Source organism: Streptomyces sp. NPDC001348 (assembly GCF_053597535.1).
The window spans coordinates 47394-72597 of record NZ_JBSFIK010000020.1 but is presented as its reverse complement, the minus strand read 5'-3'; the positions used below and the strand labels follow the sequence as shown (position 1 = coordinate 72597).

General features: G+C 70.9%; 21 protein-coding genes. 9 read left to right on the top strand and 12 right to left on the bottom strand.

The features are described 5' to 3' along the window. Positions 1-2: 2 nt before the first annotated feature. Together ACWC21_RS21730 and hutH are read left to right on the top strand one after the other, a co-directional pair. Complete coding sequence (locus tag ACWC21_RS21730) at positions 3-1145, top strand: diguanylate cyclase domain-containing protein (protein ID WP_450884202.1); 1143 nt, start codon at positions 3-5, stop codon at positions 1143-1145. 88 nt (positions 1146-1233) lie between these two features. After that, on the top strand, positions 1234-2772 hold the full coding sequence (gene hutH / locus ACWC21_RS21725; protein ID WP_450884345.1) for a histidine ammonia-lyase: 1539 nt from the start codon (positions 1234-1236) through the stop codon (positions 2770-2772). A gap of 45 nt (positions 2773-2817) precedes the next feature. On the opposite strand, the gene ACWC21_RS21720 is transcribed toward hutH, so the two are convergent. Together ACWC21_RS21720 and ACWC21_RS21715 are read right to left on the bottom strand one after the other, a co-directional pair. Beyond that, positions 2818-3621: a hypothetical protein gene (locus ACWC21_RS21720; RefSeq protein ID WP_450884200.1), complete on the bottom strand. Its 804-nt coding sequence runs from the start codon at positions 3619-3621 to the stop codon at positions 2818-2820. A gap of 41 nt (positions 3622-3662) precedes the next feature. Further along, the gene (locus ACWC21_RS21715) at positions 3663-3983 is read right to left on the bottom strand and encodes a hypothetical protein (protein WP_450884198.1); all 321 of its coding nucleotides are present in this window, start codon (positions 3981-3983) and stop codon (positions 3663-3665) included. 109 nt (positions 3984-4092) lie between these two features. Between ACWC21_RS21715 and ACWC21_RS21710 the strand changes: the two genes are divergently transcribed. The 5 genes from ACWC21_RS21710 to ACWC21_RS21690 all read left to right on the top strand — a co-directional run bounded on the left by ACWC21_RS21710 (position 4093) and on the right by ACWC21_RS21690 (position 11842). After that, a complete protein-coding gene (locus tag ACWC21_RS21710) occupies positions 4093-4434 on the top strand; it encodes a hypothetical protein (RefSeq protein WP_450884197.1) in 342 nt (113 codons plus the stop codon). A 235-nt stretch (positions 4435-4669) separates the two neighbouring features. After that, the gene (locus ACWC21_RS21705) at positions 4670-5920 is read left to right on the top strand and encodes a L,D-transpeptidase (RefSeq protein WP_450884195.1); all 1251 of its coding nucleotides are present in this window, start codon (positions 4670-4672) and stop codon (positions 5918-5920) included. A 167-nt stretch (positions 5921-6087) separates the two neighbouring features. Continuing rightward, positions 6088-7569 carry an ABC transporter permease gene (locus tag ACWC21_RS21700; protein ID WP_450884193.1) on the top strand — a complete coding sequence of 494 codons (1482 nt, stop codon included), beginning with the start codon at positions 6088-6090 and terminating at the stop codon, positions 7567-7569. 38 nt (positions 7570-7607) lie between these two features. Continuing rightward, positions 7608-8291, top strand: coding sequence for an ABC transporter ATP-binding protein (locus tag ACWC21_RS21695; protein WP_450884191.1), 684 nt, complete (start codon positions 7608-7610; stop codon positions 8289-8291). A 308-nt stretch (positions 8292-8599) separates the two neighbouring features. Further along, a complete protein-coding gene (locus tag ACWC21_RS21690) occupies positions 8600-11842 on the top strand; it encodes a S8 family peptidase (protein WP_450884343.1) in 3243 nt (1080 codons plus the stop codon). Positions 11843-11928: 86 nt separating this feature from the next. Here the strand turns inward: ACWC21_RS21690 and ACWC21_RS21685 are convergent, their stop codons facing one another. Continuing rightward, positions 11929-12822: a helix-turn-helix transcriptional regulator gene (locus ACWC21_RS21685; RefSeq protein WP_450884189.1), complete on the bottom strand. Its 894-nt coding sequence runs from the start codon at positions 12820-12822 to the stop codon at positions 11929-11931. 117 nt (positions 12823-12939) lie between these two features. Here ACWC21_RS21685 and ACWC21_RS21680 point away from each other — a divergent pair, with 117 nt between their 5' ends. Next, positions 12940-13983, top strand: a complete 1044-nt coding sequence (locus ACWC21_RS21680) for an NAD(P)-dependent alcohol dehydrogenase (RefSeq protein WP_450884188.1) — start codon at positions 12940-12942, stop codon at positions 13981-13983. A gap of 162 nt (positions 13984-14145) precedes the next feature. Here ACWC21_RS21680 and ACWC21_RS21675 read toward each other — a convergent pair whose 3' ends face one another. Next, positions 14146-14880: a Type 1 glutamine amidotransferase-like domain-containing protein gene (locus ACWC21_RS21675; protein WP_450884186.1), complete on the bottom strand. Its 735-nt coding sequence runs from the start codon at positions 14878-14880 to the stop codon at positions 14146-14148. Positions 14881-15087: 207 nt separating this feature from the next. Between ACWC21_RS21675 and ACWC21_RS21670 the strand changes: the two genes are divergently transcribed. Continuing rightward, the gene (locus ACWC21_RS21670; protein WP_450884184.1) at positions 15088-16608 is read left to right on the top strand and encodes a lysyl oxidase family protein; all 1521 of its coding nucleotides are present in this window, start codon (positions 15088-15090) and stop codon (positions 16606-16608) included. Between the two features lie 61 nt (positions 16609-16669). On the opposite strand, the gene ACWC21_RS21665 is transcribed toward ACWC21_RS21670, so the two are convergent. From ACWC21_RS21665 to ACWC21_RS21630, 8 genes are all read right to left on the bottom strand, one after another. Continuing rightward, positions 16670-17950, bottom strand: a complete 1281-nt coding sequence (locus ACWC21_RS21665) for an ATP-binding protein (RefSeq protein WP_450884183.1) — start codon at positions 17948-17950, stop codon at positions 16670-16672. A gap of 220 nt (positions 17951-18170) precedes the next feature. Continuing rightward, entirely contained in the window at positions 18171-19706 is a 1536-nt protein-coding gene (locus ACWC21_RS21660; protein WP_450884182.1) for an MFS transporter, read from the bottom strand. Positions 19707-19913: 207 nt separating this feature from the next. Beyond that, positions 19914-21020, bottom strand: coding sequence for a serine hydrolase domain-containing protein (locus tag ACWC21_RS21655; RefSeq protein ID WP_450884180.1), 1107 nt, complete (start codon positions 21018-21020; stop codon positions 19914-19916). A 54-nt stretch (positions 21021-21074) separates the two neighbouring features. Continuing rightward, positions 21075-22049 carry a hypothetical protein gene (locus tag ACWC21_RS21650; RefSeq protein ID WP_450884179.1) on the bottom strand — a complete coding sequence of 325 codons (975 nt, stop codon included), beginning with the start codon at positions 22047-22049 and terminating at the stop codon, positions 21075-21077. After that, a complete protein-coding gene (locus ACWC21_RS21645; protein ID WP_450884177.1) occupies positions 22049-22675 on the bottom strand; it encodes a cytochrome b N-terminal domain-containing protein in 627 nt (208 codons plus the stop codon). Before ACWC21_RS21645 ends, ACWC21_RS21650 begins: the two co-directional genes overlap by 1 nt. Positions 22676-22749: 74 nt before the next feature. Beyond that, positions 22750-22938, bottom strand: a complete 189-nt coding sequence (locus ACWC21_RS21640) for a hypothetical protein (RefSeq protein WP_450884175.1) — start codon at positions 22936-22938, stop codon at positions 22750-22752. A 280-nt stretch (positions 22939-23218) separates the two neighbouring features. Continuing rightward, positions 23219-23896, bottom strand: a complete 678-nt coding sequence (gene msrA, locus ACWC21_RS21635; RefSeq protein WP_450884173.1) for a peptide-methionine (S)-S-oxide reductase MsrA — start codon at positions 23894-23896, stop codon at positions 23219-23221. A gap of 103 nt (positions 23897-23999) precedes the next feature. Next, a complete protein-coding gene (locus tag ACWC21_RS21630; RefSeq protein WP_450884171.1) occupies positions 24000-25118 on the bottom strand; it encodes a hypothetical protein in 1119 nt (372 codons plus the stop codon). Between the last annotated feature and the right edge of the window lie 86 nt (positions 25119-25204).

The following is a 25204-nucleotide window of genomic DNA, read 5'->3' as shown; positions in this document are numbered from 1 at the left end:
TGATGGGTGAGGACAAGCGGCTCGCCGCCGTGGTCGCACTGGCACAGGGCATGGCCGCGGCGCGCACGCCCCGCGAGTCCTGGCGGGCCGCCGCGCTCGGCGCGTGCCGGGCGCTGGACGGGAGCTTCGCCGCGCTGTCCGTGTGGGAGCGGGACCGGGGGCAGCTGCGGGTCCTGGTGAACGTGGGGGAGCGGACCCCGGACGAGGAGGAGTTCCCGGACCGGGAGGCCTATCCCGTGCACCAGTTCCCGGAGATCACCGAGTTCCTGCACGAGCGGTGGGCGGGCGGCCGGGGACCCAACGCCTGGGTGGAGACCTCGGAGGGCCCCGCCGCCGGGCGCCCCGGCTACTTCCATCAGCGCGTCGCCGCCCTGCGCCGCCGTGGGCGCGGCTGCTGCGTGGTCGCACCGGTCCTGCTGTACGGCAGGGCCTGGGGTGAGCTGTACGTCGCCCGCGCGGCCGGCGTCCCCGTCTTCGGCCGGGGCGACGCGGACTTCGCGACCGTGCTGGCGGCGGTGGTGGCCGCGGGGCTCGCGCAGACCGAGCGGCTCCAGGAGGCCCGCCGGCTGGCGTTCACCGACCCGCTGACCGGGCTGGCCAACCGCCGCGCCGTCGACGTACGCCTGGAGGAGGCCGTCGAGCGGCACCGGCGGGAGGGCGTCGTGGTCAGTCTGGCCGTGTGCGACCTCAACGGGCTCAAACGGGTCAACGACACCCAGGGCCATGCCGTGGGGGACCGGCTGCTGGAACGCTTCGGTTCCGTGCTCTCGCTGTGCGGGGCGACGCTGCCCGGTGCCCTCGCCGCCCGCCTGGGCGGGGACGAGTTCTGTCTGCTCGCGGTGGGGCCGCCGGCCGACGCCGTGGTCGGGGCGGCGGACGAACTGTGCCGCCGCGCCGCGGAGCTGGACCTGGGTGAGGGCGTGGCCTGCGGGGTCGCGTCCACCGCGGACCCGATCGGTGAGGTGCGTTCCGCCCGCCGGCTGTTCCGGCTGGCCGACGCGGCGCAGTACCGTGCGAAGGCGCTGGGTGCGCGCCGGCCGGTGGTCGCCGGGCGGCAGGGCCCCGACGATCCGGTGGTCCGCCTCGCCGACGAGCCTTCGCCCGAGCGGGCCGAGCGCCGCCGGTTCCGCGGTCGCCGCCCGTGACCGCCGATGTGTCCGATGAGGTAAGGGTCGCACCCGCACCCCACTAGTGACATCCTCACATTCAATGCGTACGCTCCTGAATATGGATATGCACACTGTGGTGGTGGGGACGACGGGTGTCACCGCGTCCGACGTTCTCGCCGTGGCGCGCGGCGGCGCCCGTGTCGAGCTGTCGCAGGAGGCGGTGACGGCCCTCGCGGCGGCCCGGGGGGTCGTGGACGCCCTGGCGGCCAAGCCGGAGCCGGTCTACGGGGTGAGCACCGGCTTCGGTGCCCTGGCGACCCGGCACATCAGCCAGGACCTGCGCACCCAGCTGCAGCGCAACATCGTCCGCTCGCACGCCGCCGGCATGGGACCGAGGGTCGAGCGGGAGGTCGTCCGGGCCCTGATGTTCCTGCGTCTCAAGACCGTCTGCTCGGGACACACCGGTGTCCGGCCCGAGATCGCCCAGACCATGGCCGACGTCCTCAACGCCGGAATCACCCCGGTCGTGCACGAGTACGGCTCGCTCGGCTGCTCCGGCGACCTCGCCCCGCTGTCCCACTGCGCCCTCACCCTGATGGGCGAGGGCGACGCCGAGGGCCCCGACGGGACGGTCCGCCCCGCCGGTGAACTGCTCGCCGAGCACGGCATCGCGCCGGTCGAGCTGCGCGAGAAGGAAGGCCTGGCCCTCCTCAACGGCACCGACGGCATGCTCGGCATGCTGGTCATGGCCCTCGCCGACCTCGACCTGCTCTACAAGTCCGCCGACGTCACCGCCGCCCTCAGCCTGGAGGCGCTGCTCGGCACGGACAAGGTGCTCGCGCCGGAACTGCACGCGATCCGCCCGCACCCGGGTCAGGGCGCCTCCGCCGCCAACATGGCGGCCGTGCTCAAGGGCTCCCAGCTCACCGGCCACCACCAGGACGACGCACCCCGCGTCCAGGACGCCTACTCCGTGCGCTGCGCGCCGCAGGTCGCCGGCGCCGGACGCGACACCCTGGCGCACGCCCGGCTGGTCGCCGAGCGCGAGCTCGCCTCGGCCGTGGACAACCCGGTGGTGTTGCCGGACGGACGGGTGGAGTCCAACGGCAACTTCCACGGCGCCCCCGTCGCCTACGTCCTGGACTTCCTCGCCATCGCCGCCGCCGACCTCGGCTCCATCGCCGAGCGCCGCACCGACCGGCTGCTCGACAAGAACCGCAGCCACGGCCTGCCGCCGTTCCTCGCGGACGACGCCGGCGTGGACTCCGGACTGATGATCGCCCAGTACACGCAGGCCGCGCTGGTGAGCGAGATGAAGCGGCTGGCCGTGCCGGCGTCCGCCGACTCCATCCCGTCCTCCGCCATGCAGGAGGACCACGTGTCGATGGGCTGGTCGGCCGCGCGCAAGCTGCGCACCGCCGTCGGCAACCTGGCCCGGATCATCGCCGTCGAGCTGTACGCCGCGACGCGTGCCATAGAGCTGCGCGAGGGGCTCGCCCCGGCACCCGCCTCGCAGGCGGTCGTCGACGCGGTACGGGGCGCGGGCGTGCGGGGTCCGGGACCGGACCGGTTCCTGGCCCCCGACCTGGCCGCCGCCGAGACGTTCGTGCGCAGCGGCGGGCTGGTGGCCGCCGTGGAGACGGTGACCGGACCGCTGCGGTAGGGCCGGACACGGGCCAAGGGGCCCCGCCCTCGGGCAGGGCCCCTTTCACCCGCCGTGCGACTTCAGCTTGGCCGTCTGGGCCTTGATCACGGCGGCCGACACCGTGTAGGGCTTCTTGGTCATCGCGGCGCCGATGTTGATGGTGCTGTACGTCGCGACGGTGTTGCCGTGCCGCACGACCTCGCCGTGGAGCGGAACGGTCCCGTCCGGCGTGTTGTTGGTCGCGGTGAAGGCCAGCGACTGGTCACCCGTGGGCGGGGTTTTCTCCTCGGCGACCTTGGTGAACTTCCCCTTCTCGCCGTCCTGGTCGCCCTTGAAGCCGCCCGCGCACGCCTTCACCGCGTCGGAGACCGACCGCAGGGCCTGCTCGGCGCCGTCCCCGTCGTACGAGGACAGGGTGACCACGGTGACGTCCGAGTCCATGGAGGCCTTGAGGGCGTCCTCGAACTTGCCGTCGGCCAGGTCGTCGAGGGACGTCGCGTCGTCCGTGGGGTCCTTCTTGTCCTCCGTGGCCATGCGGCTGGTGTTCGTCGCGGGATCGCCCGGTGCGACGCCGGTCAGGACATCGAGCAGCGGGTCGCACTTCGCGTCGTCCGTCGTGACCGCGCTGTCGGCGGGGATGCCGCCCCGGACGGCCCCGACCTTGAATCCGGGCACCTCGCCCCTGGCGATGATCAGCTTCTGCAACTCGGCGGCGCTCAGCGCCTTCGCGGCCGGCTTCCCGCCCTTGCCGCCCCCGCCGTTCCCCGAATCGCCGGATCCCCCGTCGGAACAGCCCGTGACAAGGGCGAACGACAGCGCGCTCACAGTGGCGGCGGCGCACAGTCGCACGCCCGATGATCTCTTCATGAGCGGACTATGAGAGACGGGTCAAAGAAACGTCAAGTCCATTAAAAGTCGAGGCGTTCCCGGCGCACCGAATACACCACGAAACCGGCGCCCACGGCGAGGCAGAAGGTGCCGCCGATGACGTACGGCGTGGTGTCGGGGCTTCCGGTGTCGGCGAGCCGGGCGTCGTCCGCCGCGGCCGACGTGGTCTCCGTCTCCGCCTCCGCCTCGGTCACCGCCTTCGCCTGCGTGACCTGCGTCGCCGAGGTCTCCGCTCTCGCCGGGGTGTCCTGCGACGCGTTCGCGGACGGGACGAACCACAGGGCGCCCAGGAGGGTGCCCGCGGCGGTGGCGGTCAGCAGCGGGCGGCGAACGGATGACACGGAATATCGATCCCCTTGTGACGCTGGCGAATTGGCCGTGTGGGGCGATGTTAGTGAAAATCGCGGGTCACGGGAAAGTCACGGGAGGTTTCCGCCGTAGTCTCCGGGGATGAGCGCTGAAGAGACATCACGTTTTGTACGGCTTCGGGTGGAACTGGTCCTCGAGGTGGAGGACGACGAGGCGGTCACCAGGACCGCGCTGCGCCGGCTCGCGCAGGAGCCGGAGCTGCCGGACGGGGAGCGGGCGCAGACCGAGGGCGCTGTGACGGAAGACACCGCGGAGGCCCTGGCCTATCTGGTCGATCCGTTCGACCTGGTCAGTGAGGTGCCCGGGGTGGAGCTCCAGCAGGCTTCCTGGTCCACCGAGCGGATCGATTACGACCCCGATTCGCCGGACTGGGACCTCGACGAGGATGATGTCGAGGAAGAAGACGAAGGCGACGAGGCCTGAAGCAGCGGAATCGGCTGGGCATCGGGGGAGCACGTGACCTCGGACGGCAACCGCCGGCCGGGGTTTCGTCGTCTCAGGGGGCGCACGACCGACTCCCGCACCACCCGCCCCGCGGACGTGGTGTGGCCCACACCCGCCAGGAATGCGGAACGGAGCGCACCGGTCGTAGCGTTGAAGATTCGCAGGCGGGGGACTCGGGGTTTTTGGGGATTCGGCAATCATGGAGAAGCGTGTGATGACGGACAGTAAGCGGCGCAAGGGCCTGATGGCCGCGTCCGCACTGCTCGGCGGTGTACTGGTGCTCTCGGCGTGTTCCGGTGGCGACGACAAGTCCTCCGGCAGCGGCAGCGGCGACAGTTCGCAGGCCCAGGCCGACGAGGCGGCGGCCAAGAAGTCCTCCGAGGCCCAGATCACGATCACGCCCAAGGACGGCTCGGACAACGCGTCCATCAACAAGTCCGCCGCCGTCCAGGTCGCCAAGGGCACGCTCACCGAGGTGACCATGACGACCGCCGACGGCAAGGCCGTCTCGGGCCAACTGGCTGCCGACAAGAAGAGCTGGAAGCCCAGCGTCCAACTGGAGCGCTCCACCACCTACAAGGTCGCCGCGGCCGCGAAGGACTCCGAGGGCCGCGTCGCCCACGAGAACGCCTCGTTCACCACGGTCTCCCCGGCCAACAGCTTCATAGCCAACTTCACGCCGGAGGACGGCTCCACGGTCGGCGTCGGCATGCCCGTGTCGATCAACTTCGACAAGGCGATCACCAACAAGGCCGCCGTCCAGAAGGGCATCACGGTCTCCTCCAGCAGCGGCCAGGAGGTCGCCTGCCACTGGTTCGGCGCCAACCGCATGGACTGCCGCCCGCAGGACTACTGGAAGGAGAACTCCACCGTCACGCTGAAGCTCGCGCTCGACGGTGTCGAGGGCGCCTCCGGTGTCACCGGCGTCCAGCAGAAGACGGTCACCTTCCACATCGGCCGCAACCAGGTCTCCTACGTCGACGCCAAGACCAAGCAGATGAAGGTCACTCAGGACGGCAAGACCGTCAAGACCATCCCGATCTCCGCCGGTTCGCCCGAGAACAAGACGTACGAGGGCGTCATGGTGATGTCGGAGAAGTTCAAGCAGACCCGTATGAACGGCGCGACCGTGGGCTTCACGGACGACGACGGCAAGGGCGAGTACGACATCAAGGACGTGCCGCACGCCATCCGTCTCACCAGCTCCGGCACCTTCCTGCACGGCAACTACTGGGGCGCGAAGTCCATCTTCGGCAGCGTCAACACCAGCCACGGCTGCGTGGGCCTGTCGGACACCAAGGGCGCGAACGACCCGAACACACCGGCCGCGTGGATGTACAACCACTCGATCCTCGGTGACGTGGTCGTCGTGCAGAACACCGGCGACAAGACCGTCGCCCCCGACAACGGCCTCAACGGCTGGAACATGGACTGGGCGCAGTGGAAGGCCGGCTCCGCCGTCTGACGCTCACCCGACCCACATCCTTCCGATGCCGCCCCCAGGGGCGGCATCGGTGTTCTCCGGCCCTTCCCGGTGTTTTCCGGGGCCTCTCCGGGCCAGGCCACAGCCTTCTCATGCTCCTCTTATGCCGGCCTTATCGAGCCATCACGGTCCGTCCCTACCTTGCGGCCATGTTCTTCACCTACCTGAGGCGCGAACTGCGCCGCCGCAGAAAGGCGGCCCTAGTCGTCGCCTCCGGACTCGCCTTGGGCATCGCGCTTGTCATCGTGGTCAACTCCGTGTCGAACGGCATGGGGGAGGCACAGGACAAGGTCCTCCAGTCGCTGTACGGCCTGGGCACGGACATGACGGTGACCAAGGCGGCGTCGGCGTCCACCGGCAACGCGCAACGGCCGCGTTTCCGGTTCGACGCACAGAACAACGACGACTCCACGTCGCAGAGCAGCGACCGGGTCATGGTGCAGGGCTTCACCACCCTGGCGTCGTCCACGGTCACCGAGGTCGGCGGTCAGAAGGACGTCGCCTCCGCCGTCGGCGGGCTCAACCTGCGCGTGGTGAAGGTCAGTGGCCAGTTCACCCGCGGTCAGTTCCAGCAGAACCAGAACTCCGGCGGCAGCCGGCAGGGCGGCCCCGGCCAGGGCTACGGCCGGCCGCAGGGCGAGGTGCGGGGTGGTGGCGCCGACTTCGACATCAACCAGTACAGCGTCTACGGCACCGACGTCACCAAGACCGCGCTCGGCCCGCTGACCTCCTCGAAGATCACCAGCGGCCGTAGCTTCAGGACGACCGAGACGAACGCCAGGGTGGCCGTCGCCGACTCGGCTTACGCCAAGGAGAAGAAGTACGAAGTCGGCTCCACCGTCACCATCAAGAGCGTCAAGTTCAAGGTGATCGGCATCGCCACCGCCAGCAGCGGGGACTCGGCGGCCAACCTGTACATCCCGCTCGAGCAGGCGCAGACCCTCGCGGGCGAGAAGAACAAGGTCACCACGATCTACGTCAAGGCGACCGACTCCCAGAAGATCGACTCCGTCAAGGGCGCCATCCAGAAGAACGTCTCCGGTACGACCGTCACCACCTCCGCGGACCTCGCCAAGACCGTCTCGGGGTCGCTGTCCACCGCCTCCAGCCTGGCCACCAACGTCGGCAAGTGGCTGTCCATCGCGGTGCTGGTGGCCGCGTTCCTGGTCGCCGGTCTGCTCACCTCCTCGGCGGTGTCCCGGCGGGTGCGTGAGTTCGGCACGCTCAAGGCGCTGGGCTGGAAGTCGGGCCGGGTGACCCGGCAGGTGATCGGGGAGGCCATGGTCAACGGCCTGGTCGGCGGTGCCCTCGGTATCGCGCTGGGCCTCGCGGGCGCGTACGCCGTCACCGCGATCAGCCCTTCGCTGCAGGCGCAGCTCGGCGGCACCGGCGGCGGTCCGGGCGGCGGGGGCGGCTTCGGTGGCGGTCCGGGCGGCGGGGGCGGCTTCGGTGGCGGTCCCGGGCGGCAGGCCGCCAGGACCCTCGAGGTCGCGCTCACCGCGCCGGTCAGCGTGACGACCATCGTGCTCGCCGTCGGGCTCGCGGTGGCCGGCGGTCTGACCGCGGGTGCGTTCGGTGGCTGGCGGGCGTCGCGGCTGCGGCCCGCGGACGCGCTGCGCCGCGTCGAGTAGCCCCGACCCCCCTACTTCCCGCAGGAGTTGCACCCACCATGTACGAACTCAGAGGCGTCACCAAGCACTACACCCGGGGCAAGGACGTCGTCCACGCCCTCGACGGCATCGACCTGACCATCGGCGACGGCGACCGCCTGGTCATCCAGGGGCCCACCGGCGGCGGCAAGTCGACGCTGCTGCAGATGCTCGGCGGCCTGGACCGCCCCACCTCCGGCGAAGTCGTCCTCGACGGCACCGACCTGGCCAAGCTCTCCGAGGCCCGGCTGACCAGGGTCCGCAGCGAGAACATCGGCTTCGTCTTCCAGTCCTTCAACCTCATCCCCACCCTCACCGCCCAGGAGAACGTCGAGACGGCCCTCGTACCGCTCGGTGTGAAGGTCAGGGAGCGGCGCGAACGGGCCGCGGAGGCACTGGAGTCGGTCGGGCTCGGCGAGCGGCTCGGACACCTGCCGTCGGAGATGTCCGGCGGACAGCAGCAGCGCGTCGCCATCGCCCGGGCGCTGGTGAAGCAGCCGAAGGTGTTGCTCGCCGACGAGCCCACCGGCAACCTCGACGAGGGGATGCGTGATGAGATCATGGACGTTCTCGAACGCCTGTGGAAAGAGCACGGGTTGGCCTTCATCGTGGTCACGCACGACTCCTCGATCGCGAGGAAGGCCCCGCGAGTGGCGACCATCCGCAAGGGGAGGATCACCGTCAAGGAGAACGCGGCCAGTTGAGCGCACCGCGCGTATAACACCGCTCGCCGGTAGTGGACTTCGCGATTGTGTAACGGTGTTCCCCCTGGGGCGTAACAGTTCGCGGTAGCGCTTTCTCACCCGTCTCTTGCCTATTGAGCCCTCTGATCGCCCCCCGGCATACTGCGTGATCCGGGGGGTTGACGTTCATGTGTACGAGACTGCCCCCGGCCGGGTGAACGGGGAATTCGCCCGGTACTCCGTTTCCAGGGGGAGTTTTGCGCAGACAAGTGAAAAGAGCGGCTGCGGCCACCGTGGCCACCGCCGCCGCCGTCGCCCTCGCCGCGGGTATGACCAGCCCGGCGTCGGCGAAGCCCGAGCAGCGGTCGTCGGCCGCCGCCTCAACGTTCACGTCCAAGCACCGCATCACCCTGATCACCGGCGACCGGGTCGCCGTCGACGCCAAGGGCCGGGTCCTCGGCCTGGAGCGGGCCAAGGGACGCGAGCACATTCCGTTCGAGATCCGCAAGGCCGACGGGCACACCCTCGTCATTCCCGGCGACGCGGCCCACCTGGTCGCCTCCGGCAAGCTGGACCAGCGGCTGTTCGACGTCACCGAACTCAACAAGGCCGCCACCCGCAAGTCCCAGCAGCACGGCCTGAAGGTCATCGTCGGTTACCAGGGCGCCGCCACGGCCGCCAAGTCCGACGTCCGCGACGCGGGCACCCTCCGCCACAGCCTCAGGACGCTGAACGCGGACGCGGTGCAGACCCCGGCCAAGGAAACGCCCGAGCTGTGGGACGCGCTCACCAACGGCGACAGGACCGCCTCCGGCATCGCGCACGTCTGGCTCGACGGTGTCCGCAAGGCCAGCGACGACAAGTCGGGCCCGCAGATCGGCGCCCCGACCGCGTGGGCGGCCGGCTACACCGGCAAGGGCGTCAAGATCGCCGTCCTGGACACCGGAGTGGACACCACTCACCCGGACCTGAAGAGCCAGGTGATCGACTCCAAGAACTTCTCGGCGGCAGCCGACGCCAAGGACCACTTCGGTCACGGCACGCACGTCGCGTCCATCGCGGCCGGCACCGGCGCTAAGTCGAACGGCAAGTACAAGGGCATCGCACCCGACGCCAAGATCCTCAACGGCAAGGTGCTGGACGACTCCGGCTACGGTGACGACTCCGGCATCCTCGCCGGCATGGAGTGGGCGGCCCAGCAGGGCGCGAGCGTCGTCAACCTCAGCCTGGGCGGCTACGACACACCCGAGGTCGACCCGCTCGAGGCCGAGGTCAACAAGCTCTCCACCGAGAAGGGCATCCTGTTCGCGATCGCCGCGGGCAACGACGGCCCCCAGTCGATCGGTTCGCCGGGCAGCGCCGACGACGCGCTCACCGTCGGTGCCGTCGACAAGAACGACAAGCTGGCGGACTTCTCCTCCACCGGCCCGCGCACTGGTGACGGCGCCATCAAGCCGGACGTCACCGCGCCCGGCGTGGACATCACCGCCGCCGCGGCGCCGGGCAGTGTCATCGACACCGACCCGGAGGTCCCGCACCCGGCCCCCGGCTACCTGAGCATCTCCGGCACCTCGATGGCCACCCCGCACGTCGCGGGCGCCGCCGCGATCCTGAAGCAGGAGCACCCCGACTGGGGCTTCGCCGAGCTGAAGGCCGCGCTCACCGGCTCCGCGAAGGGCGGCAAGTACACGCCGTTCCAGCAGGGTTCGGGCCGTATCGCGGTCGACAAGGCCATCAAGCAGACCGTGGTCGCCGACCCGGTGTCGGTGAGCTTCGGCACGCAGCAGTGGCCGCACACCGACGACACGCCGGTCACCAAGCAGGTCACGTACCGCAACCTCGGCACCAAGGACGTCACGCTCGACCTGACGGCCACCGCCACCAATCCCAAGGGCCAGGCGGCTCCGGCGGGCTTCTTCAAGCTCGGCGCCACCAAGGTGACGGTCCCCGCGGGCGGCAAGGCCTCCGTCGGCCTCACCGTCAACACCAAGCTGGGCGGCACTCTCGACGGCGCGTACTCGGCGTACGTGACGGCGACCGGCGGCGGGCAGACGGTGCGTACCGCCGCCGCGGTGCAGCGCGAGGTGGAGTCGTACACGGTCACCTTCAAGCACACCGGCCGTGACGGGAAGCCGACGGGGGTCTACGACACCGAGCTGTACGGCTACACCGGTATCGCCAAGGACCAGGCCTTCACGGTTCAGCCCGAGGCCTCCGGCACCGTGTCCATGCGTCTGCCGAAGGGCACGTACCTCCTGGACTCCGAGATCGCCAAGGACTTCACCACGTTCGAGGGCGGCCTCGACTGGCTGGTCCAGCCGAAGCTGAGCGTCACCAAGGACACCACGGTGAACCTGGACGCCCGGACCGCCAAGACGGCCGACATCACGGTGCCGGACGCCCAGGCCAAGCCGGAGTCGGCGTTGATCGACTACATGTACGACCCGGCGAAGGTCGGGTTCGGCCGCGGCTTCGGCAGCTTCGACAAGATCCGCATGGCGCACCTCGGCCCGGAGGTCCCGAACGGTCTGATCCAGACCTGGAGCGGCCAGTGGACGAAGGGTGCGGACACCGAGTACGACGTGGCCACCAGCGCCAAGGTCAAGAAGATCCAGGGCGACAAGGTCCGGCACTTCAAGACCGGTGAACTGGCCACGGTGAAGAACGCGGTCGGCGCCGCCGCCTCCGGCAAGACCGGCGGGATCTCCCCCTGGGGCATCCTGGGCGAGGACTTCGTCTTCGGCAACGCGGTGGAGCAGAAGCTGCCCGGCACGCGCACGATGTACGTCTCGACCGTCGACGGCGCCCAGTGGAGCTTCGACGTCGAGCAGTACTCGGGCCACGACGCCCAGGGCCTCCCGATCTCGGACGCCTTCTACTCGCTGGGCGAACCGCAGACCTTCAAGGCGGGCCAGACCTACAACAAGACCTTCAACACCGCGGTCTTCGGCCCGCACCTCAACTCCCAGTACGGCGTGTTCCGGCAGGACAACGAGATCTACGGGTCCCTGCCGCTGTTCGCCGACAGCAGCAAGCACTACGGTTACTCGGACCTGACCGCGGCGACCACCACCCTGTACCGCAACGGCACCAAGGTGGGCTCCAACAACGACCCGCTGTTCGGCGAGACCTTCAAGGTGCCCGCCGGTGACGCCGAGTACAAGCTGACCACCTCGGTGACGCGGACCGTCAAGGTCGCGGCCGCCTCCACCCGGATCGACGCGAGCTGGACCTTCCACTCCAAGAAGCCGGCCGACAGCTTCGCCCAGCTCCCCGCCTCCACCGCCCGCTTCAACGCCAAGACCGGCCTCGACAGCCGCGTCGAGGCAGGCAGGACGGTCACCTTCCCGGTCACCGTCGAGGGCGCCGCCGCGGGCCGCAACCTGCAGTCCCTCGCGGTGTGGGTGTCGTACGACTACGGCCAGACCTGGAAGAAGGTCACGGTCGACCACGGCAAGATCACCGTGAAGAACCCCGCGAAGGGGAAGGCCATCTCCTTCCACGCCAAGATCGCCGACAAGAAGGGCAACAAGTCGACGATCTCGATCTACAACGCGTACTACGGCAAGTAGTCGGTAAGCAGTCGTAAGCAGTGCGTGGGGTGTGCCGGAGATCTCCGGCACACCCCACGTCGTGTGCGCGGCCGGGCACAGCCCGATCAGCCCGCTGCCCCCGCGCGGGTCGCGTCCGCCCCCCAGCTGGCCAGCAGGCGCAGGGCCTCGGCCGACGGGGAGCCCGGCTCGGCGTGGTAGACGATCAGGGACTGGTCGGAGTCGTCCGTCATCCTGAAGGACTCGAAGTTCAGGGACAGCGCGCCCACCAGCGGATGCCGCAGCCGCTTGACGCCGTGGCTCTTCTCCTTGACGTCGTGGGTCGCCCACAGCCGCCGGAAGTCCTCGCTCTTCACGGAGAGCTCGCCCACCAGGGCGGACAGCCGGGGGTCGTCCGGGTAGCAGCCGGCGTCCATCCGCAGGACGCAGACGATGTCGATCGCCTTCTGCTCCCAGTCCTCGAACAGGTCCCGGGACTCGGGCTTCAGGAACACCAGCCGCGCCCAGTTCCGCTCCGCCGCCGGCAGCTCGGCCCAGTCGCCGAAGACCGCCGCCGCCATCCGGTTCCACGCGAGGATCTCCGAGCGCCGCCCGACGACGTACGCGGGCACCGCGTCCATCGTGTTCAGCAGCTGCCCGATCGACGTCCGCACCTGCTGCGGCCTGGCCGACGGCTTCCTCTTGTGCTGCTTGCCCTTGGCGAGGCGGGTGAGGTGGGCCTGCTCGGCGTCCGTCAGCCTGAGCGCCCGGGCGATGGAGTCGAGTACCTCCGCCGACACGTTCTGCCCGTTGCCCTGCTCCAGCCGTGTGTAGTACGCCACGGACACCCCGGCCAGCTGCGCCAACTCCTCACGGCGCAGACCCGGCACCCGCCGGTGCCGCCCGAGGTCGGGCAGCCCCACGTCCTGCGGCTTCAGCCGGGCCCGCCGGGTGCGCAGGAACTCACTCAGTTCGGCGCGCCGGTCGAGGGACGGTCCGGAGGGCTGGGGCTGTGCGTCCATACGGGCCAGTATTCATGGTCGTACGTCCACGAGCCTGACCCCGCCAGTGGTAGGCACGGCAGTCGTACGCAGAAGCGTGATCTGGGTGAATCCGGGGGCTTGGGGCAGGCTGGACCCATGACCACTGTTGCTGCATACGCCACCCCCGCCGCCAAGGCCCCGCTGGAGCGGACCACCATCGAGCGGCGGGAGGTCGGCGAGTACGACGTACTGATCGACATCAAGTTCGCCGGCATCTGCCACTCCGACATCCACCAGGCCCGCGAGGGCTGGGGCAAGGCCACCTTCCCGATGGTGCCCGGCCACGAGATCGCCGGTGTCGTCTCCGAGGTCGGCCCCGGCGTCACCAAGTACGCCGTCGGCGACCGGGTGGGCGTCGGCTGCATGGTCGACTCCTGCCGTGAGTGCGACAACTGCAAGGCCGGCCTGCAGCAGTACTGCTCCACCGGCGGCGTCGTCTGGACGTACAACTCCGTCGGCAAGGACGGTGAGACCACCTACGGCGGCTACTCGGAGAAGATCGTCGTGGACGAGAACTACGTCGTCCGCATACCCGACGGCCTCTCCCTCGACGTGGCCGCGCCCCTGCTGTGCGCCGGTATCACCACGTACTCGCCGCTGCGGCACTGGAACGCGGGCCCCGGCAAGAAGGTCGCCGTCGTCGGGCTCGGCGGCCTCGGACACATGGGCGTCAAGCTCGCGCACGCGCTGGGCGCGGAGGTCACCGTCCTCTCGCAGTCGCTGCGCAAGAAGGACGACGGCCTCAAGCTGGGCGCCGACCACTACTACGCCACCAGCGATCCCGAGACCTTCGAGCAGCTCAAGGGCACCTTCGACCTGATCCTCAACACGGTCTCGGCCCCGCTCGACTTCGCCGCCTACCTGTCCCTGCTGCGCACGGACGGCGCGATGGTCAACGTGGGCCTGCCCGAGGAGCCGGTCCAGATCGTGCTCCAGTCGCTCTTCGGCAACCGCCGCAGCGTCAGCAGCTCCGGCATCGGCGGTATCCCGGAGACCCAGGAGATGCTGGACTTCTGTGCCGAGCACGGCCTGGGCGCCGAGATCGAGCTGATCCGCGCGGACCAGATCAACGAGGCGTACGAGCGGGTGCTGGCGAGCGACGTGCGCTACCGGTTCGTGATCGACACGTCGACGATCTGATCGCGGCCCCCGGCCCGCGCGGACAACCGGCAGCCGGGGCCCGGCTCCTGAGCGGGGCAGGCCCCGGCGGTCGCAGCCGCTGCCCGGCCGGCACCACGGCGTCCGGGCCGTGCAGGCCCCGCGGACCGGCCCGCTCGGCGTGTGCGCGGGTCCCCGGACCGGTCAGTCGACGGGGGTGACGGGAAAGGTCCCGCCGGCCGCGTAGGACCGCAGGAGGACGTCCCCGTCACCGGTCGGCCGTACGACATGGGCGCGTCCGAGCCCCGAGACCCGGGCGTGCCCGTCACCGGCCACCTCCACCAGGGTGTTCTCGTCGAGCGCGACACCGTACGGCATGTCGCCACGCCCGACGGCGGCGACCAGCCGCGGCAACGTCCCCCACTGCGCGGCGTGCACGTCCACCCCGAAGGGCACGAGCCCGAGCCCGGCCCGCACATCGACCTCCGCCAGGTCCTCCGCGCTGTCCGGCGGACAGACCGGCACCCCGTCCAGCAGCCACCCGCCCACCACGGCGCGGCGCGCGGCGACCGCGGCCCCCGCGGAGAACCCGGCGTAGGGAAGACCCCGCTCGGACAGCATCCGGCGAAGGCCGTCCAGGCACCCCGCGAACGCCTCCTGATACGCGGGCGTCAGCCCGCCGCACACCAGCACCCCGTCGACGTCCGCGAGGAGCCCCGGCTCGAACCGCCCGCCGACCGGCACCAGCAGCGGTACGGCCGCACAGTCCCCGGCCTTCGTCAACGCCCCCTCGTACCGGGCGAACTGCTCCTTGCCGTCCCCCTCGTCGACGATCACGCATCCGATGCGCGGTGCGGCCCCCGCCGCCCGCAGGAACGGCCCGTAGACCTCGGCAGGGGCGTCCCACCCGCCTCCGGTCAGAAACGTACGACTGCTCACCGTGGTTCCTCCTCTGTGCCGGGCCGCGCATCCGCGAGGGGCGGACGGCGGCCACAAATCGCCAACTGGCCGACATTCGGGACGACTTCCGGGCGCCGGGCAACCTTAAGCCGTTTTTGGCACTTTTCACAGGTGGCGCACAAGAACCTCCTTCGGCGCTTGCAAGACGCGCACAGCACGTCCCGACCAACGCACAGCGAGGAACTCATGACCGCACACCAGCGCAAGGCCTTACGCCGCTCGACGATCATCGCCGTCGCCGCCCTGACCGCCGGCGCCGCCGGAACACTCGCCGCGCCCGGCGCGGGAGCGGCGCCCACGGCGGGCACGCCGAAACTCGGACTGATCGCCGCCTCCTCCTCGGTGACCCTCGACCGCTATGAGGGAGAGGAGGGCGTCTACCTGGACCTCGGCACCTATGTGACGGTCGACGGGGGACCGCTCGAGCTGCGGGTGACACGCAAGTCCTACAACGATCCGGTCGTCGCGTCGCAGATCATCCACTCCGGCGGCCGGACGGTGACCAAGTCCCTGCCCGCCGGCCTGGTCAAGGACTTCTCGGGCCTGCCGGACTTCCTCAAGATCAGCATCAGCGACAGGTCGGGCGCCAAGGTGCTCGACACCACCCAGTCCTTCTGTCCCAACGACCGGGCGGGCCGGATCCGGCCGGACGCCCCGGCCACCTCGAAGTACCCCGAAGGCTGCTCCGGCAACCCGTTCACGCTCGGCGGCGTGTGGGGCGTGGAGAAGGGCTGGGCGGCGGGCGCCTCCGGGGGCTACGACTCGGGCAACGAGGTGAACCTGCCGGTCGGTGACTACACCGCCAAGGTGTCGGTGGCGAAGAAGTACCGTGACCTGTTCGGCATGCCCGACAAGACTCAGACGATCAAGGTGACGGTCCGCAAGGGCACCGACGGCGGCGGGGAAGGCCTCGCCCGCGGTGAGCACGCCCACAAGGGCGCTGCGAAGGGCCTGAAGCCGGCGTCCAGGCGCCCGGCCGGCAACGGCGCCGTCCCCGCCGACGCGCCCAAGCCGGACCTGCGTGCCCTTCCCGCATGGGGCATCGCCGTCACCGACGGCGGGGAAGGCGGGGAGGGTGCCGCCACGGGCAAGGACTACCTCGCCTTCGGCGCCACCGTCTGGAACGGCGGGTCCTCGCCCCTGGTGGTGGACGGGTTCCGCAGCCCGGGCAAGGACAAGATGGACGCCTACCAGTACTTCTACGACGCCAAGGGCAAGCAGGTCGGCTACACCCGCACCGGCACGATGGAGTGGGACCCCCGCGAGGGCCACCAGCACTGGCACTTCAGTGACTTCGCCAGCTACCGGCTGCTCGGCGCGGACAAGAAGGAGATCGTCCGCAGCGGCAAGGAGGCCTTCTGCCTGGCCGACACGGACGCCATCGACTACACGGTGAAGAACGCCGACTGGCACCCGTCCAACACGGACCTGGCCACCGCCTGCGGTGAGCAGAACTCGGTGTCCGTCCGCGAGGCCCTGGACGTCGGCAACGGCGACACCTACGAGCAGTACCGGCCCGGCCAGTCCTTCGACATCTCGAGCCTGCCGAACGGCACGTACTACATCCAGGTCGTCGCCAACCCGGACAACCGGCTCAAGGAGGAGAGCAAGGCCAACAACGTCACGTACCGCAAGGTCGTCCTCGGCGGAACGCCGGGGCACCGCACGGTGACCGTGCCGAAGTACGGCCGCGTCGACGCCCCCTGACCACCCCGTGCGGACGGGGGCCCGCCCCCGTCCGCACAGCCCTTCCGGGACCGCGCGGCGATCAGAGCCGGCTGTACTTCTCGATGTCCTCGGTGAACTCCTCGATCGCCCGTGTGGTGAGCGTCGGCCGGGTGTCGGCGATGGCCGTCAGGTAGTCCTCGGTGGTGGCCGGCCGGCCCCGCCGGTGCGCGACCTCCTGCTCGAACGCCGCCTGCGCGCCCTTGCGGGCCGCGAACTCGATGTCGGCCGGGGTGAACAGCTCGCTGGCCTCGACCAGCCGGCCGAGCTCCACGGAGCCGGCGGCGGCCCTGAGGTAGCGGGCCCAGATCGCCCCGCGGGCGGTGGGGTCCGGCGGCCCGATGGGGATGACGTAGTCGAACCGGCCCGGCCGCAGGAACGCCGCGTCGAGCGAGCGGACCGAGTTGGTGGCACAGACCAGCAGCCGGGCGTCCTGCTCGCGGAAGACAGGGATGAGCTTGAGCAGCTCGTTGGTCACGCCGTGCCCGGGATCGACGGCCTGGCCGGACCGCACGCCGGCGATCTCCTCGACCTCGTCGATGAAGAGCAGCACCGAGTCCAGCTCCGCCAGCTCCGCGAAGACCTCCCGCAGCGCCGCGGCCAGCCCCTCGCTGGTGTCGGCCGCCAGCCGGGACGGGAAGAGCTCCACGAACGGCCAGGCGAGCCGTGAGGCCACCGCCTTGGCGAAACTCGTCTTCCCGGTGCCGGGCGGACCGAACAGGATGACCGCCTTGGGCGGGACGACGCCGTAGCGGTCGGCCAGCGCCGGCTCCGTCAACGGCAGCACGACACGGCGCTCGACGACCTGCTTCTCCCGCTCCATACCGGCCATCGCGTCCCAGAGCCCGTCGGGCAGCATGCGGCCGCCGAGCGCGGCGAGAACCCCGGCCTCGGCCGCACCGGGCGGCTCGAACTTCTCGTAGTAGGTCAGCTCCTCGCGGAACCGGTAGCCCGAGTTCTCCAGCGCCTTCGTCCCGGCCGCGCCCGTCGGCAGCAGCGCGCTGATGTGCCGCACACCCAGCGTCCGCAGACGCCGCTCCAGCTCGGCGAGGAGAGCACTGCCGATCCCGCGCCGGCGCCAGCGGGAGGCGAGCGCGACCTGCAGGATCCACCCCCGCTTGCCGTGCGCCTCGGCCACGGCCATGCCGACCAGTTCCGCACCGACCGCCGCGACCACCGCCGGCTGCCCGGCCTTCGCCGCGGCCATCACCTCGGACACCGGGAACACGGGGTCCTCGTCGGCGTGGCGGCGGCTCTGGTCCCAGATCTGGATCGCCTGGTCGAGATCGTCGTCGTGATAGTCACGCAGACGCCATGCGGGCATCTCCACCACCTCGCCCGTCCCGGGAGCCCCATTCTCTCCCGCCCGACGCCGGGAGACGAGCCGTACCGCGGTGGCCGGGCCCGCCCGGCACCCGACTCGAACGGGCCGGTCGGCGAGGGTGACGGGCACGGCCACGACGGACGCCGTGCGCCACCCGAAGGCGGACGTGAGGGGGGCGTCCGGACGGCGTGCGTCGCCGGCGATCAGCTCGCGCGTGCCCTCAGGCCCCGGATCCCTCGCGGCGGGGCATCAGCACGAAGGCCAGGACCGCCACGACGAGCGGCAGGACGCTGACGAGCAGCATGGTCAGCCGGAGCCCGTCGGCGAAGTCCAGCCCGAGGTCCAGCCCCGAGGCCTGCCGGAGCAGGTTGGGGTCGTATCCGGCTCCGCCCGGGTTCTGGGTCATCCCACTGCGCAGGGCGTCCACGGCCTGTTCGGCCTGCCGGACCGACAGAGAGCGTGCCCGCGCGTCCGCCAGCCACCGCCGCCGGAAGAAGAAGTCGAAGAACAGGATGTAGACGGTGGGACCCAACGCGGCGCCGGTCATCGCGAAGGCCATCTGCACGGAGGCCACCGTGCCGGAGCGGCCGGGCGGTGCCTGGGAGAGGACCGTCTCGGACACCGAGGTCGAGGTGACCAGCGACCCCAGGTTGCACGACCAGGTGGCCACCACCAGCAGCCACACCGCCATCGTGGGACCGGCGGTGCCCGCCATCAGCAGCCCGCTCGCCGCCATCACCAGCAGCCCGGTCACCATCACCGGCCGCGGGGTGTACTTCCCGACCAGGCGCCCGGCCAGGATCACGGCACCGGCGATCACCAGGGTGCCGGGCAGGTACAGCAGGCCGATGGCCTCGGGGGACAGCGACAGCACGACGCTGCCGAACTGCCCCAGGACGATGCTGAACCCGGCGATGAGGAAGTTCAGCGTGAGGGTCGCCGCCAGGGCCACACCGAACGGTGCGCTGCGGAACAGCGTCAGGTCCAGCGCGGGTTCGGGAGCGCGGCGTGCGTGCAGCACGAAGAGCACGGCGACGAGCGCGCTGACCGACAGGGGCACCCAGGTCTCGAACCGGGAAACGCCGTTCTGCGCGGCGGCCAGGCCCACGACCAGGGTCAGCAGGGCCCCGCCGAGCAGGGCGATGCCCAGCACGTCGAGGCGGCGGCCCTGCCGGACCGGGGACTCGGGGACGTACCTGGCCGTCAGCCAGAGCGAGACCAGGGACAGCAGGGGGGCGATCAGGAACAGGAACCGCCAGCCGACGACGGCCACCGCCCAGCCCGTGAACGCGGGGATCACCCCGCACAGGATCATGTTGACGGCCATCAGGACGCCGATGGCCGTCGGCCGTCTCTCCGGCGGCACCGACACCTTCAGCAGCGCGAGCGGCACTCCCAGCAGCGCGGTCATCCCCAGCCCGGCCAGGAAGCGCATCGCCAGCAGGAATCCGTAGCCGGGCGAGAACACGGAGAGCAGGTCGACGACCGTGACCACGGCCAGTCCGATCATCAGCAGCCGCTTGAGCCCGAGGGAGTCGCCGAGACTGCCCGCGGCGAGGACGGCGGCGGCCATCACCAGCGTCGCCGCGCCGCCCAGCAACCCGACGACCTGCGGTGGCACCTGAAGGGCCCGGCTCACCTGCGGCAGGTTCAGGCTCAGTACCAGAGGGTCGACGACCGTGACCGTGAAGGCGAGGGAGAGCCCGAGGACGATCGGCAGCCGCAGCGTGCCGGTGCCCGACTCGGCCGTGGACACCCCGGTACCTCCCCACCCCCCCACGTCGGTATGCCGGTCGACGCTAACCCGGCCACCGTTCGCCGCCACGCATCTCGGGGCCGACGCGCCCCGGGGTTCCGGCGTTCGGATCAGCATGAGCACTGAACGCGGGCCGGTGCGGTCGGCGGATCCGGCCGGGCCATCGGTTCCCGGATGGTACGGGCCCGGCCGATCCGGCGTCCCGGCTCAGCCGCGCAGACCCTTGAGCCCGTCGTAGGCGGCCATCACCAGCTCCAGTCCCCGGTTGTCCTGCGCTGGTTCGCGCATCTGATCGGTCACGTACGCCACCGTCATACGGGCGGCCGGATCGATCATGACGAGGGAGCCGCCCCAACCGCCCCAGCCGAGGCTGCTGCCGAACAGCCCGTAGCCCAGCCCGTAACGGACCGACATGCCCAGGCGGCGGTCCTCGCCGCTGAACTGCTCCTCCCTCGCACGCTCGGCACCCGCCCGCGACAGCAGCCGTACCCCGCGCACCGTCCCTCCGCAGGCCATCACCGACTGCACGAGAGCGACCGAACGGGCGTTGCCGAAGCCGCTCGCGGCGGGGATCTGCGCCCGGCGCCAGGCCACGCTGTTGCCGTCACGCACCCGCACCGCGGTGGCGGGCGCGGGGGACGCGCCGCCACCGGGCGCGCTCGCCGCGTAGTCCTCGTCCCGGGACGGCGGCGGGACGCTGAGCGCCACCCGGTGGTCGTGCTCGGCGGGCAGTCCGATGTGGAAGTCGGCAGCCAGTGGCCCGGCCACCTCCGCCGCGAAGAACTCGCCCGGGCTTCGGCCGCTGATCCGGCGTACCACCTCACCGACGAGGAAGCCCTGGGTGAGCGAGTGGTATCCGGCCGCGCTTCCCGGTTCCCACTGCGGAGCCTTGGCGGCCAGACGTGCCGTCGCCGACGGCCAGTCGTAGAGCTCCTCGACGGGCCCGTCCCAGTCGGGCAGGCCGGCGGTGTGCGCCAGCAGGTGCCGCACCAGCACGTTCTCCTTGCCCGCCGTGGCGAACTCGGGCCAGTACCGGCCGACCGGTGCGGCCGGATCGAGCTGACCACGGTCGGCCAGGACCAGCGCGCACAGTGCCGTCATCGTCTTGGTGACGGAGAAGACGTTGGTGATCGTGTCCCGCTGCCACGGGATCGTGCGGTCCGCGTCGGCGTAGCCGCCCCAGACGTCCACCACCGGCTCGCCGTCCACGAAGACCGCGACCGAGCCGCCCGTGTCTCCGTCGTCCAGCAGCCCGGCCAGCGCACTCGGCACCGCGGTGAACAGATCATCGTATGAGCCCTGAATGTCGGCCATACGCGGTATTAGTGCGCACGCGGTCCGTCGACGGCAATCGAATTTCCCGGCCTCTCAGCCCTCCGCCCGCCGGGCCCGCGCCGCAGCCTCCTGATCACGGTAGTACGAGCGCCAGATCAACCGGTGCACTCGCGTCCAGCGCGGGATGGACCGTACGCCGGGGAGGAAGGGGACCAGCACCAGGCCCAGGCTGAGCAGCACCATCAGGCCCCAGATCAGGGCGTCGGCATTGCCGGACGACTTGAAGGGTTCGATCTGGTACCACACCGTGTAGAGCCCCAGCCAGGGCTGGCCCGGGTAGTTTCCGATCTCGTTCATCATCCCCCACTGGTCGCCGCCCAGATGCTCGGCACGGGCCAGGGTTTCCAGGTAGGAGCCGTCGGAGAGGAAGAGCAGAGGGAGGGTGTAGTCGGTCTGGTAGAACCTGCCCTGCGCCTGCAGATCCCCGTCGAGGGCACCGGATCCGGCCAGATCGAGAAGGCGCGCGGTGAGGACGGGGACCGGTCCGTAGTCGCCCGCGGCGACCTTGGCGGGATCGCCGCCGGGAGACTTGGCCAGTGCGTCGGAGTAGGCCTTGGCCCAAGCCTGCCGCCGGGAGGCCGGCGCGGCGGTCCAGGCGGCGAGGGCCGTCCTGACGGCCGGCGGGCCGGGGGCATCGCTCAGCGGACGGATGACGAAGTCGGTGGCGGTGTCCACCGGAATGCGGACCCCGGCGGCGTCCTGCAGCCCGATCGGGCCGATCTTCTGGGCGGCGTCCGGAGTGTGGTTGTACGGCGGCCCGTACCCGGCCGTTCCGCTGGTACCGCCGAGTTCGGCCGCGGCGGTCGCGGTGAAGTCCGCACCGTCCGCCCGCGCCCAGGACGCCAGGGTGACCGGCTTGGCATCGGGTGAGGAGAAGACGGCGGCCAGCGCGAGGGTGAGGAGCGCGACCGCGACCAGGGCGATCGTGAACTCCTTCAGCAGGTCGTACGGACGGGTGGGGAAGGCGGCCGGGTCCGGCACCCCGGACCCGCGTCGGCCGCGACTCATCACGGCCTTCCCACCGGGGAGGGTGCCGACGAGGCGGTGCCGGCGCCCGCGGGATCGGTCGCGTCGATGGGCGGGACGATTCCGCGCCACCGCACCAGCAGGACGTGCCAGGCGGCCAGCAGACCGAGGACGAAGGGAAGCAGCACGATGTGCCACATCAGCATCTGCCCGAAGTCCAGCACGTTGAAGAAGGCGCCGATCCCGACCGCGTTGAGCCCGTCCTTGGCCTGCCCGGCGATCCACTGCGAGTCGAAGTTCTGCTGAACCAGGTAGCCGGTGAAGGCGGTGCCGATCGCGGTCAGGAAGCACACCGCCCCGGTGACCCAGGTCAGCGCCCGCCGCCCACGCCAGGCCGCCATGAAGAACTTGCCCCACAGGTGGACGACCATGAAGAACATGAGCAGCTCGACGCTCCACAGGTGCAGGCTGTTCACGTACTTCCCGGTCGCCGAGACATGCCACCACATGGGTCCCTTCAGCGCGAGCACACCGCCGCTGGCGAGCACCACGAGCAGCGAGGCCACGGTGAGCACCCCGAAGACGTAGATCCACGAGGCCATGTACACCGGCTGGCCGTTCGGCAGCAGCTTGTCCGGGGGCAGCGCTTCGACGGCCCTCCGACGCACCGTCCCGGTCCAGCCTCCCCCAGGAGGCACGTCGGTGTACGGTCCGGCGACCGGCCCGCTCCCACCCGGGCCGCTCATCTGCGGCCCCCGGGGAAGGGCAGCAGCAGGGCGGCCACGAAGACGGCCACCATCAAGCCGATGACCACGAGGTTCGCGACCGACAACTGGACGAAGCCCCAGTGCACATAGTGTCCGGGCCCGTTCAGATCGACAGGCGCGGCAAGCGAACGCCCGCGCGACAGCAGGAATCCCGTGGTTGTCATGATCTGTCTGCCCATCTTCGCCGTACCGCTGTGATGACCAGCGAAGCGCCTCGCGGGGCTCGAGGCATCCCGGCCGCCCCGGACATTGGGCTGAAAGGCCCAACCGAGCCGCGCCTCGGTGCGGGGCCCGGCGGGTTGTCCGGGCTTCGGCCGCGCTACGGGCGCCGGGCCGGAGGACCGACGGCCGCGTGGGCCTCGTCCGAATCCGCCCGATGCGAGAAGCGGCTTGCCATGCCTGAGCCGTGTCACCCGGCCTGGCTGCGTCCCTGCTGGAGGCGGTCTACCTTTCCGTGACCTCCGCCGCCGGCCCCACGCCGATCGGGCAGGAGACCCCCGTCCCGCCCAGTCCGCAGTACCCCGCGGGGTTCTTGTCGAGGTACTGCTGGTGGTAGGCCTCGGCGGCGTAGAAGGGGCGGCCCTCGGCCGGGAGGATCTCCGTGGTGATCGTGCCGTGGCCGGAGGAGGTCAGGACCTTCTGGTAGGCGGCCCGGGAGGCCTCCGCGGCGGCGGCCTGCTCGGGGGTGTGGGTGTAGATGGCGGAGCGGTACTGGGTGCCCACGTCGTTGCCCTGGCGGAAGCCCTGGGTGGGGTTGTGGGACTCCCAGAAGGTCTTCAGGAGGCGGTCGTACGAGATCAGCTTCGGGTCGTAGACCACGCGGACGGCCTCCGTGTGGCCGGTCAGCCCCGAGCAGACCTCCTCGTACGTGGGGTTCTCGGTGTAACCGCCCTGGTAGCCGACCAGGGTCGTCCACACCCCCGCCGGAAGCTGCCAGAACTTGCGCTCGGCGCCCCAGAAGCAGCCGAGACCAAAGTCGGCGACCTCCAGGCCGTCGGGGTAGGGGCCCTCGAGCGGGTTGCCCAGGACGGTGTGGCGGCCGGGGACCTCGAACGCGGGCGCGGGCCGGCCCTTGAGCGCCTGCTCGGGCGTGGGCAGCTGGGGCGTACGGCCGAAGAGCATGGGGTCTCCCTGTCGGTCTGGGGCTGGAGCCACCGGCTCGCGATGACACCCCTTACAACGTGCGGAGGCCCCCTCGCATTCCGGTCGGGCCGATGCCCGCGAGTCAGCTGAGCAGCGTCGCCGGGCTGCCGCCGTTGGCCTCGTAGCCCGCTACCGCCAGGGCGCGGTGCAGGGCGAACTCGGCGGCAGGGTCCGCGGACAGGATCCAGGGGAGGGCGCCGACATGGCCGTCGACGTGTATCAGCTGGTCCATGGCCTCCGCCCAGCGCTCGGCGCGCACCAGGAAGAAGAACAGCAGGTGGCGGACGTGTGCCTGGACCGGGTCGTCGGGGCGGGCCGCGTGGACCGCGTGGAGCGCGCCGTGGATCGCCCTGGTGACGACCTCGCTCTGGTAGAAGCTGCTCACGAGGTTCACCTCGGGGAGGTGTTCGAACACCGCGAACAGGGGCATCGCGGCCAGCAGGGACCCCTGCGGGGCGCGGGCCGCGGCGGCCTCCGCGAAGGAGTACGCCAGCTCCCGGGAGCCGTGCCACTTCTCGCACCAGTAGTGCAGGGCCGCCAGATGGGCGCCCATGTGGGCGGGGGCGCGGTCCAGGATCCTCAGCCAGAGCTTCTCGAACTCCGGCTGGGACCAGCCGAGTCCGCGTGCCACCGACAGCTCGACGATGTGCGGGACCGGGTCTCCGGGTGCCAGCAGGGCCGCCTGGGCGCAGGCCTCACTGGCCTCCTCCATGATGATCCGGAAGTCGTCCGTGCCCGGCGTCGACGTACGCCAGGCCTGCTGCACCAGGAACTCCGCGTGCACGGCCGCGCCACCCGCGTCCTTGGGCTGTTCGGCCCGCCACACCCGCAGCCACTGTCCGCCCGGCGTCTCGTGCACCCCGCCGGGCCGCTGCCGCAGCTCCAGCGCCGCCGCGCCCGCGAAGGCCTGTACGCGCTGCCAGCGCAGCTCGCCCTCGGTCTCGGTGCCGGCCAGCAGCTGGGCCGCCGCGCGGTAGTCCTGGGTGCGCTGCACCAGGTCCAGCACGTCCAGCAGGTCCTGGTCGGCGCCGGGCATCCGGACGTCCAGGTCCTCCTGGCGCACGAAGCCGTAGTCCGCCGGGTCGGCGGCGTCCGGGTGGTCCGGGGTCACCTGCTCGATCATCCCGCGCCGGCGCCGCAGCGTCGGCAGCAGCACGAAGCTCATCATGAGCAGCGCCATCAGGACCCAGAGAATCGCCATGCGTCAAGCGAACCAGACGCCGCCGACAAATGGCCAACCGGTTGAGGGCGCCTGTGGAAAACCCGCCCGCTCCGACGCCCGGGCCC

Bases quoted from the DNA above. Each gene is read 5' to 3' on its own strand.
- ACWC21_RS21730 (WP_450884202.1), top strand. From the start codon at position 3: ATGGGTGAGGACAAGCGGCTCGCCGCCGTGGTCGCACTGGCACAGGGC.
- hutH (WP_450884345.1), top strand. From the start codon at position 1,234: ATGCACACTGTGGTGGTGGGGACGACGGGTGTCACCGCGTCCGACGTT.
- ACWC21_RS21720 (WP_450884200.1), bottom strand. From the start codon at position 3,621: ATGAAGAGATCATCGGGCGTGCGACTGTGCGCCGCCGCCACTGTGAGC.
- ACWC21_RS21710 (WP_450884197.1), top strand. From the start codon at position 4,093: ATGAGCGCTGAAGAGACATCACGTTTTGTACGGCTTCGGGTGGAACTG.
- ACWC21_RS21705 (WP_450884195.1), top strand. From the start codon at position 4,670: ATGACGGACAGTAAGCGGCGCAAGGGCCTGATGGCCGCGTCCGCACTG.
- ACWC21_RS21700 (WP_450884193.1), top strand. From the start codon at position 6,088: ATGTTCTTCACCTACCTGAGGCGCGAACTGCGCCGCCGCAGAAAGGCG.
- ACWC21_RS21695 (WP_450884191.1), top strand. From the start codon at position 7,608: ATGTACGAACTCAGAGGCGTCACCAAGCACTACACCCGGGGCAAGGAC.
- ACWC21_RS21690 (WP_450884343.1), top strand. From the start codon at position 8,600: ATGACCAGCCCGGCGTCGGCGAAGCCCGAGCAGCGGTCGTCGGCCGCC.
- ACWC21_RS21685 (WP_450884189.1), bottom strand. From the start codon at position 12,822: ATGGACGCACAGCCCCAGCCCTCCGGACCGTCCCTCGACCGGCGCGCC.
- ACWC21_RS21680 (WP_450884188.1), top strand. From the start codon at position 12,940: ATGACCACTGTTGCTGCATACGCCACCCCCGCCGCCAAGGCCCCGCTG.
- ACWC21_RS21670 (WP_450884184.1), top strand. From the start codon at position 15,088: ATGACCGCACACCAGCGCAAGGCCTTACGCCGCTCGACGATCATCGCC.
- ACWC21_RS21665 (WP_450884183.1), bottom strand. From the start codon at position 17,950: ATGCCCGCATGGCGTCTGCGTGACTATCACGACGACGATCTCGACCAG.
- ACWC21_RS21655 (WP_450884180.1), bottom strand. From the start codon at position 21,020: ATGGCCGACATTCAGGGCTCATACGATGATCTGTTCACCGCGGTGCCG.
- ACWC21_RS21650 (WP_450884179.1), bottom strand. From the start codon at position 22,049: ATGAGTCGCGGCCGACGCGGGTCCGGGGTGCCGGACCCGGCCGCCTTC.
- ACWC21_RS21640 (WP_450884175.1), bottom strand. From the start codon at position 22,938: ATGACAACCACGGGATTCCTGCTGTCGCGCGGGCGTTCGCTTGCCGCG.
- msrA (WP_450884173.1), bottom strand. From the start codon at position 23,896: ATGCTCTTCGGCCGTACGCCCCAGCTGCCCACGCCCGAGCAGGCGCTC.
- ACWC21_RS21630 (WP_450884171.1), bottom strand. From the start codon at position 25,118: ATGGCGATTCTCTGGGTCCTGATGGCGCTGCTCATGATGAGCTTCGTG.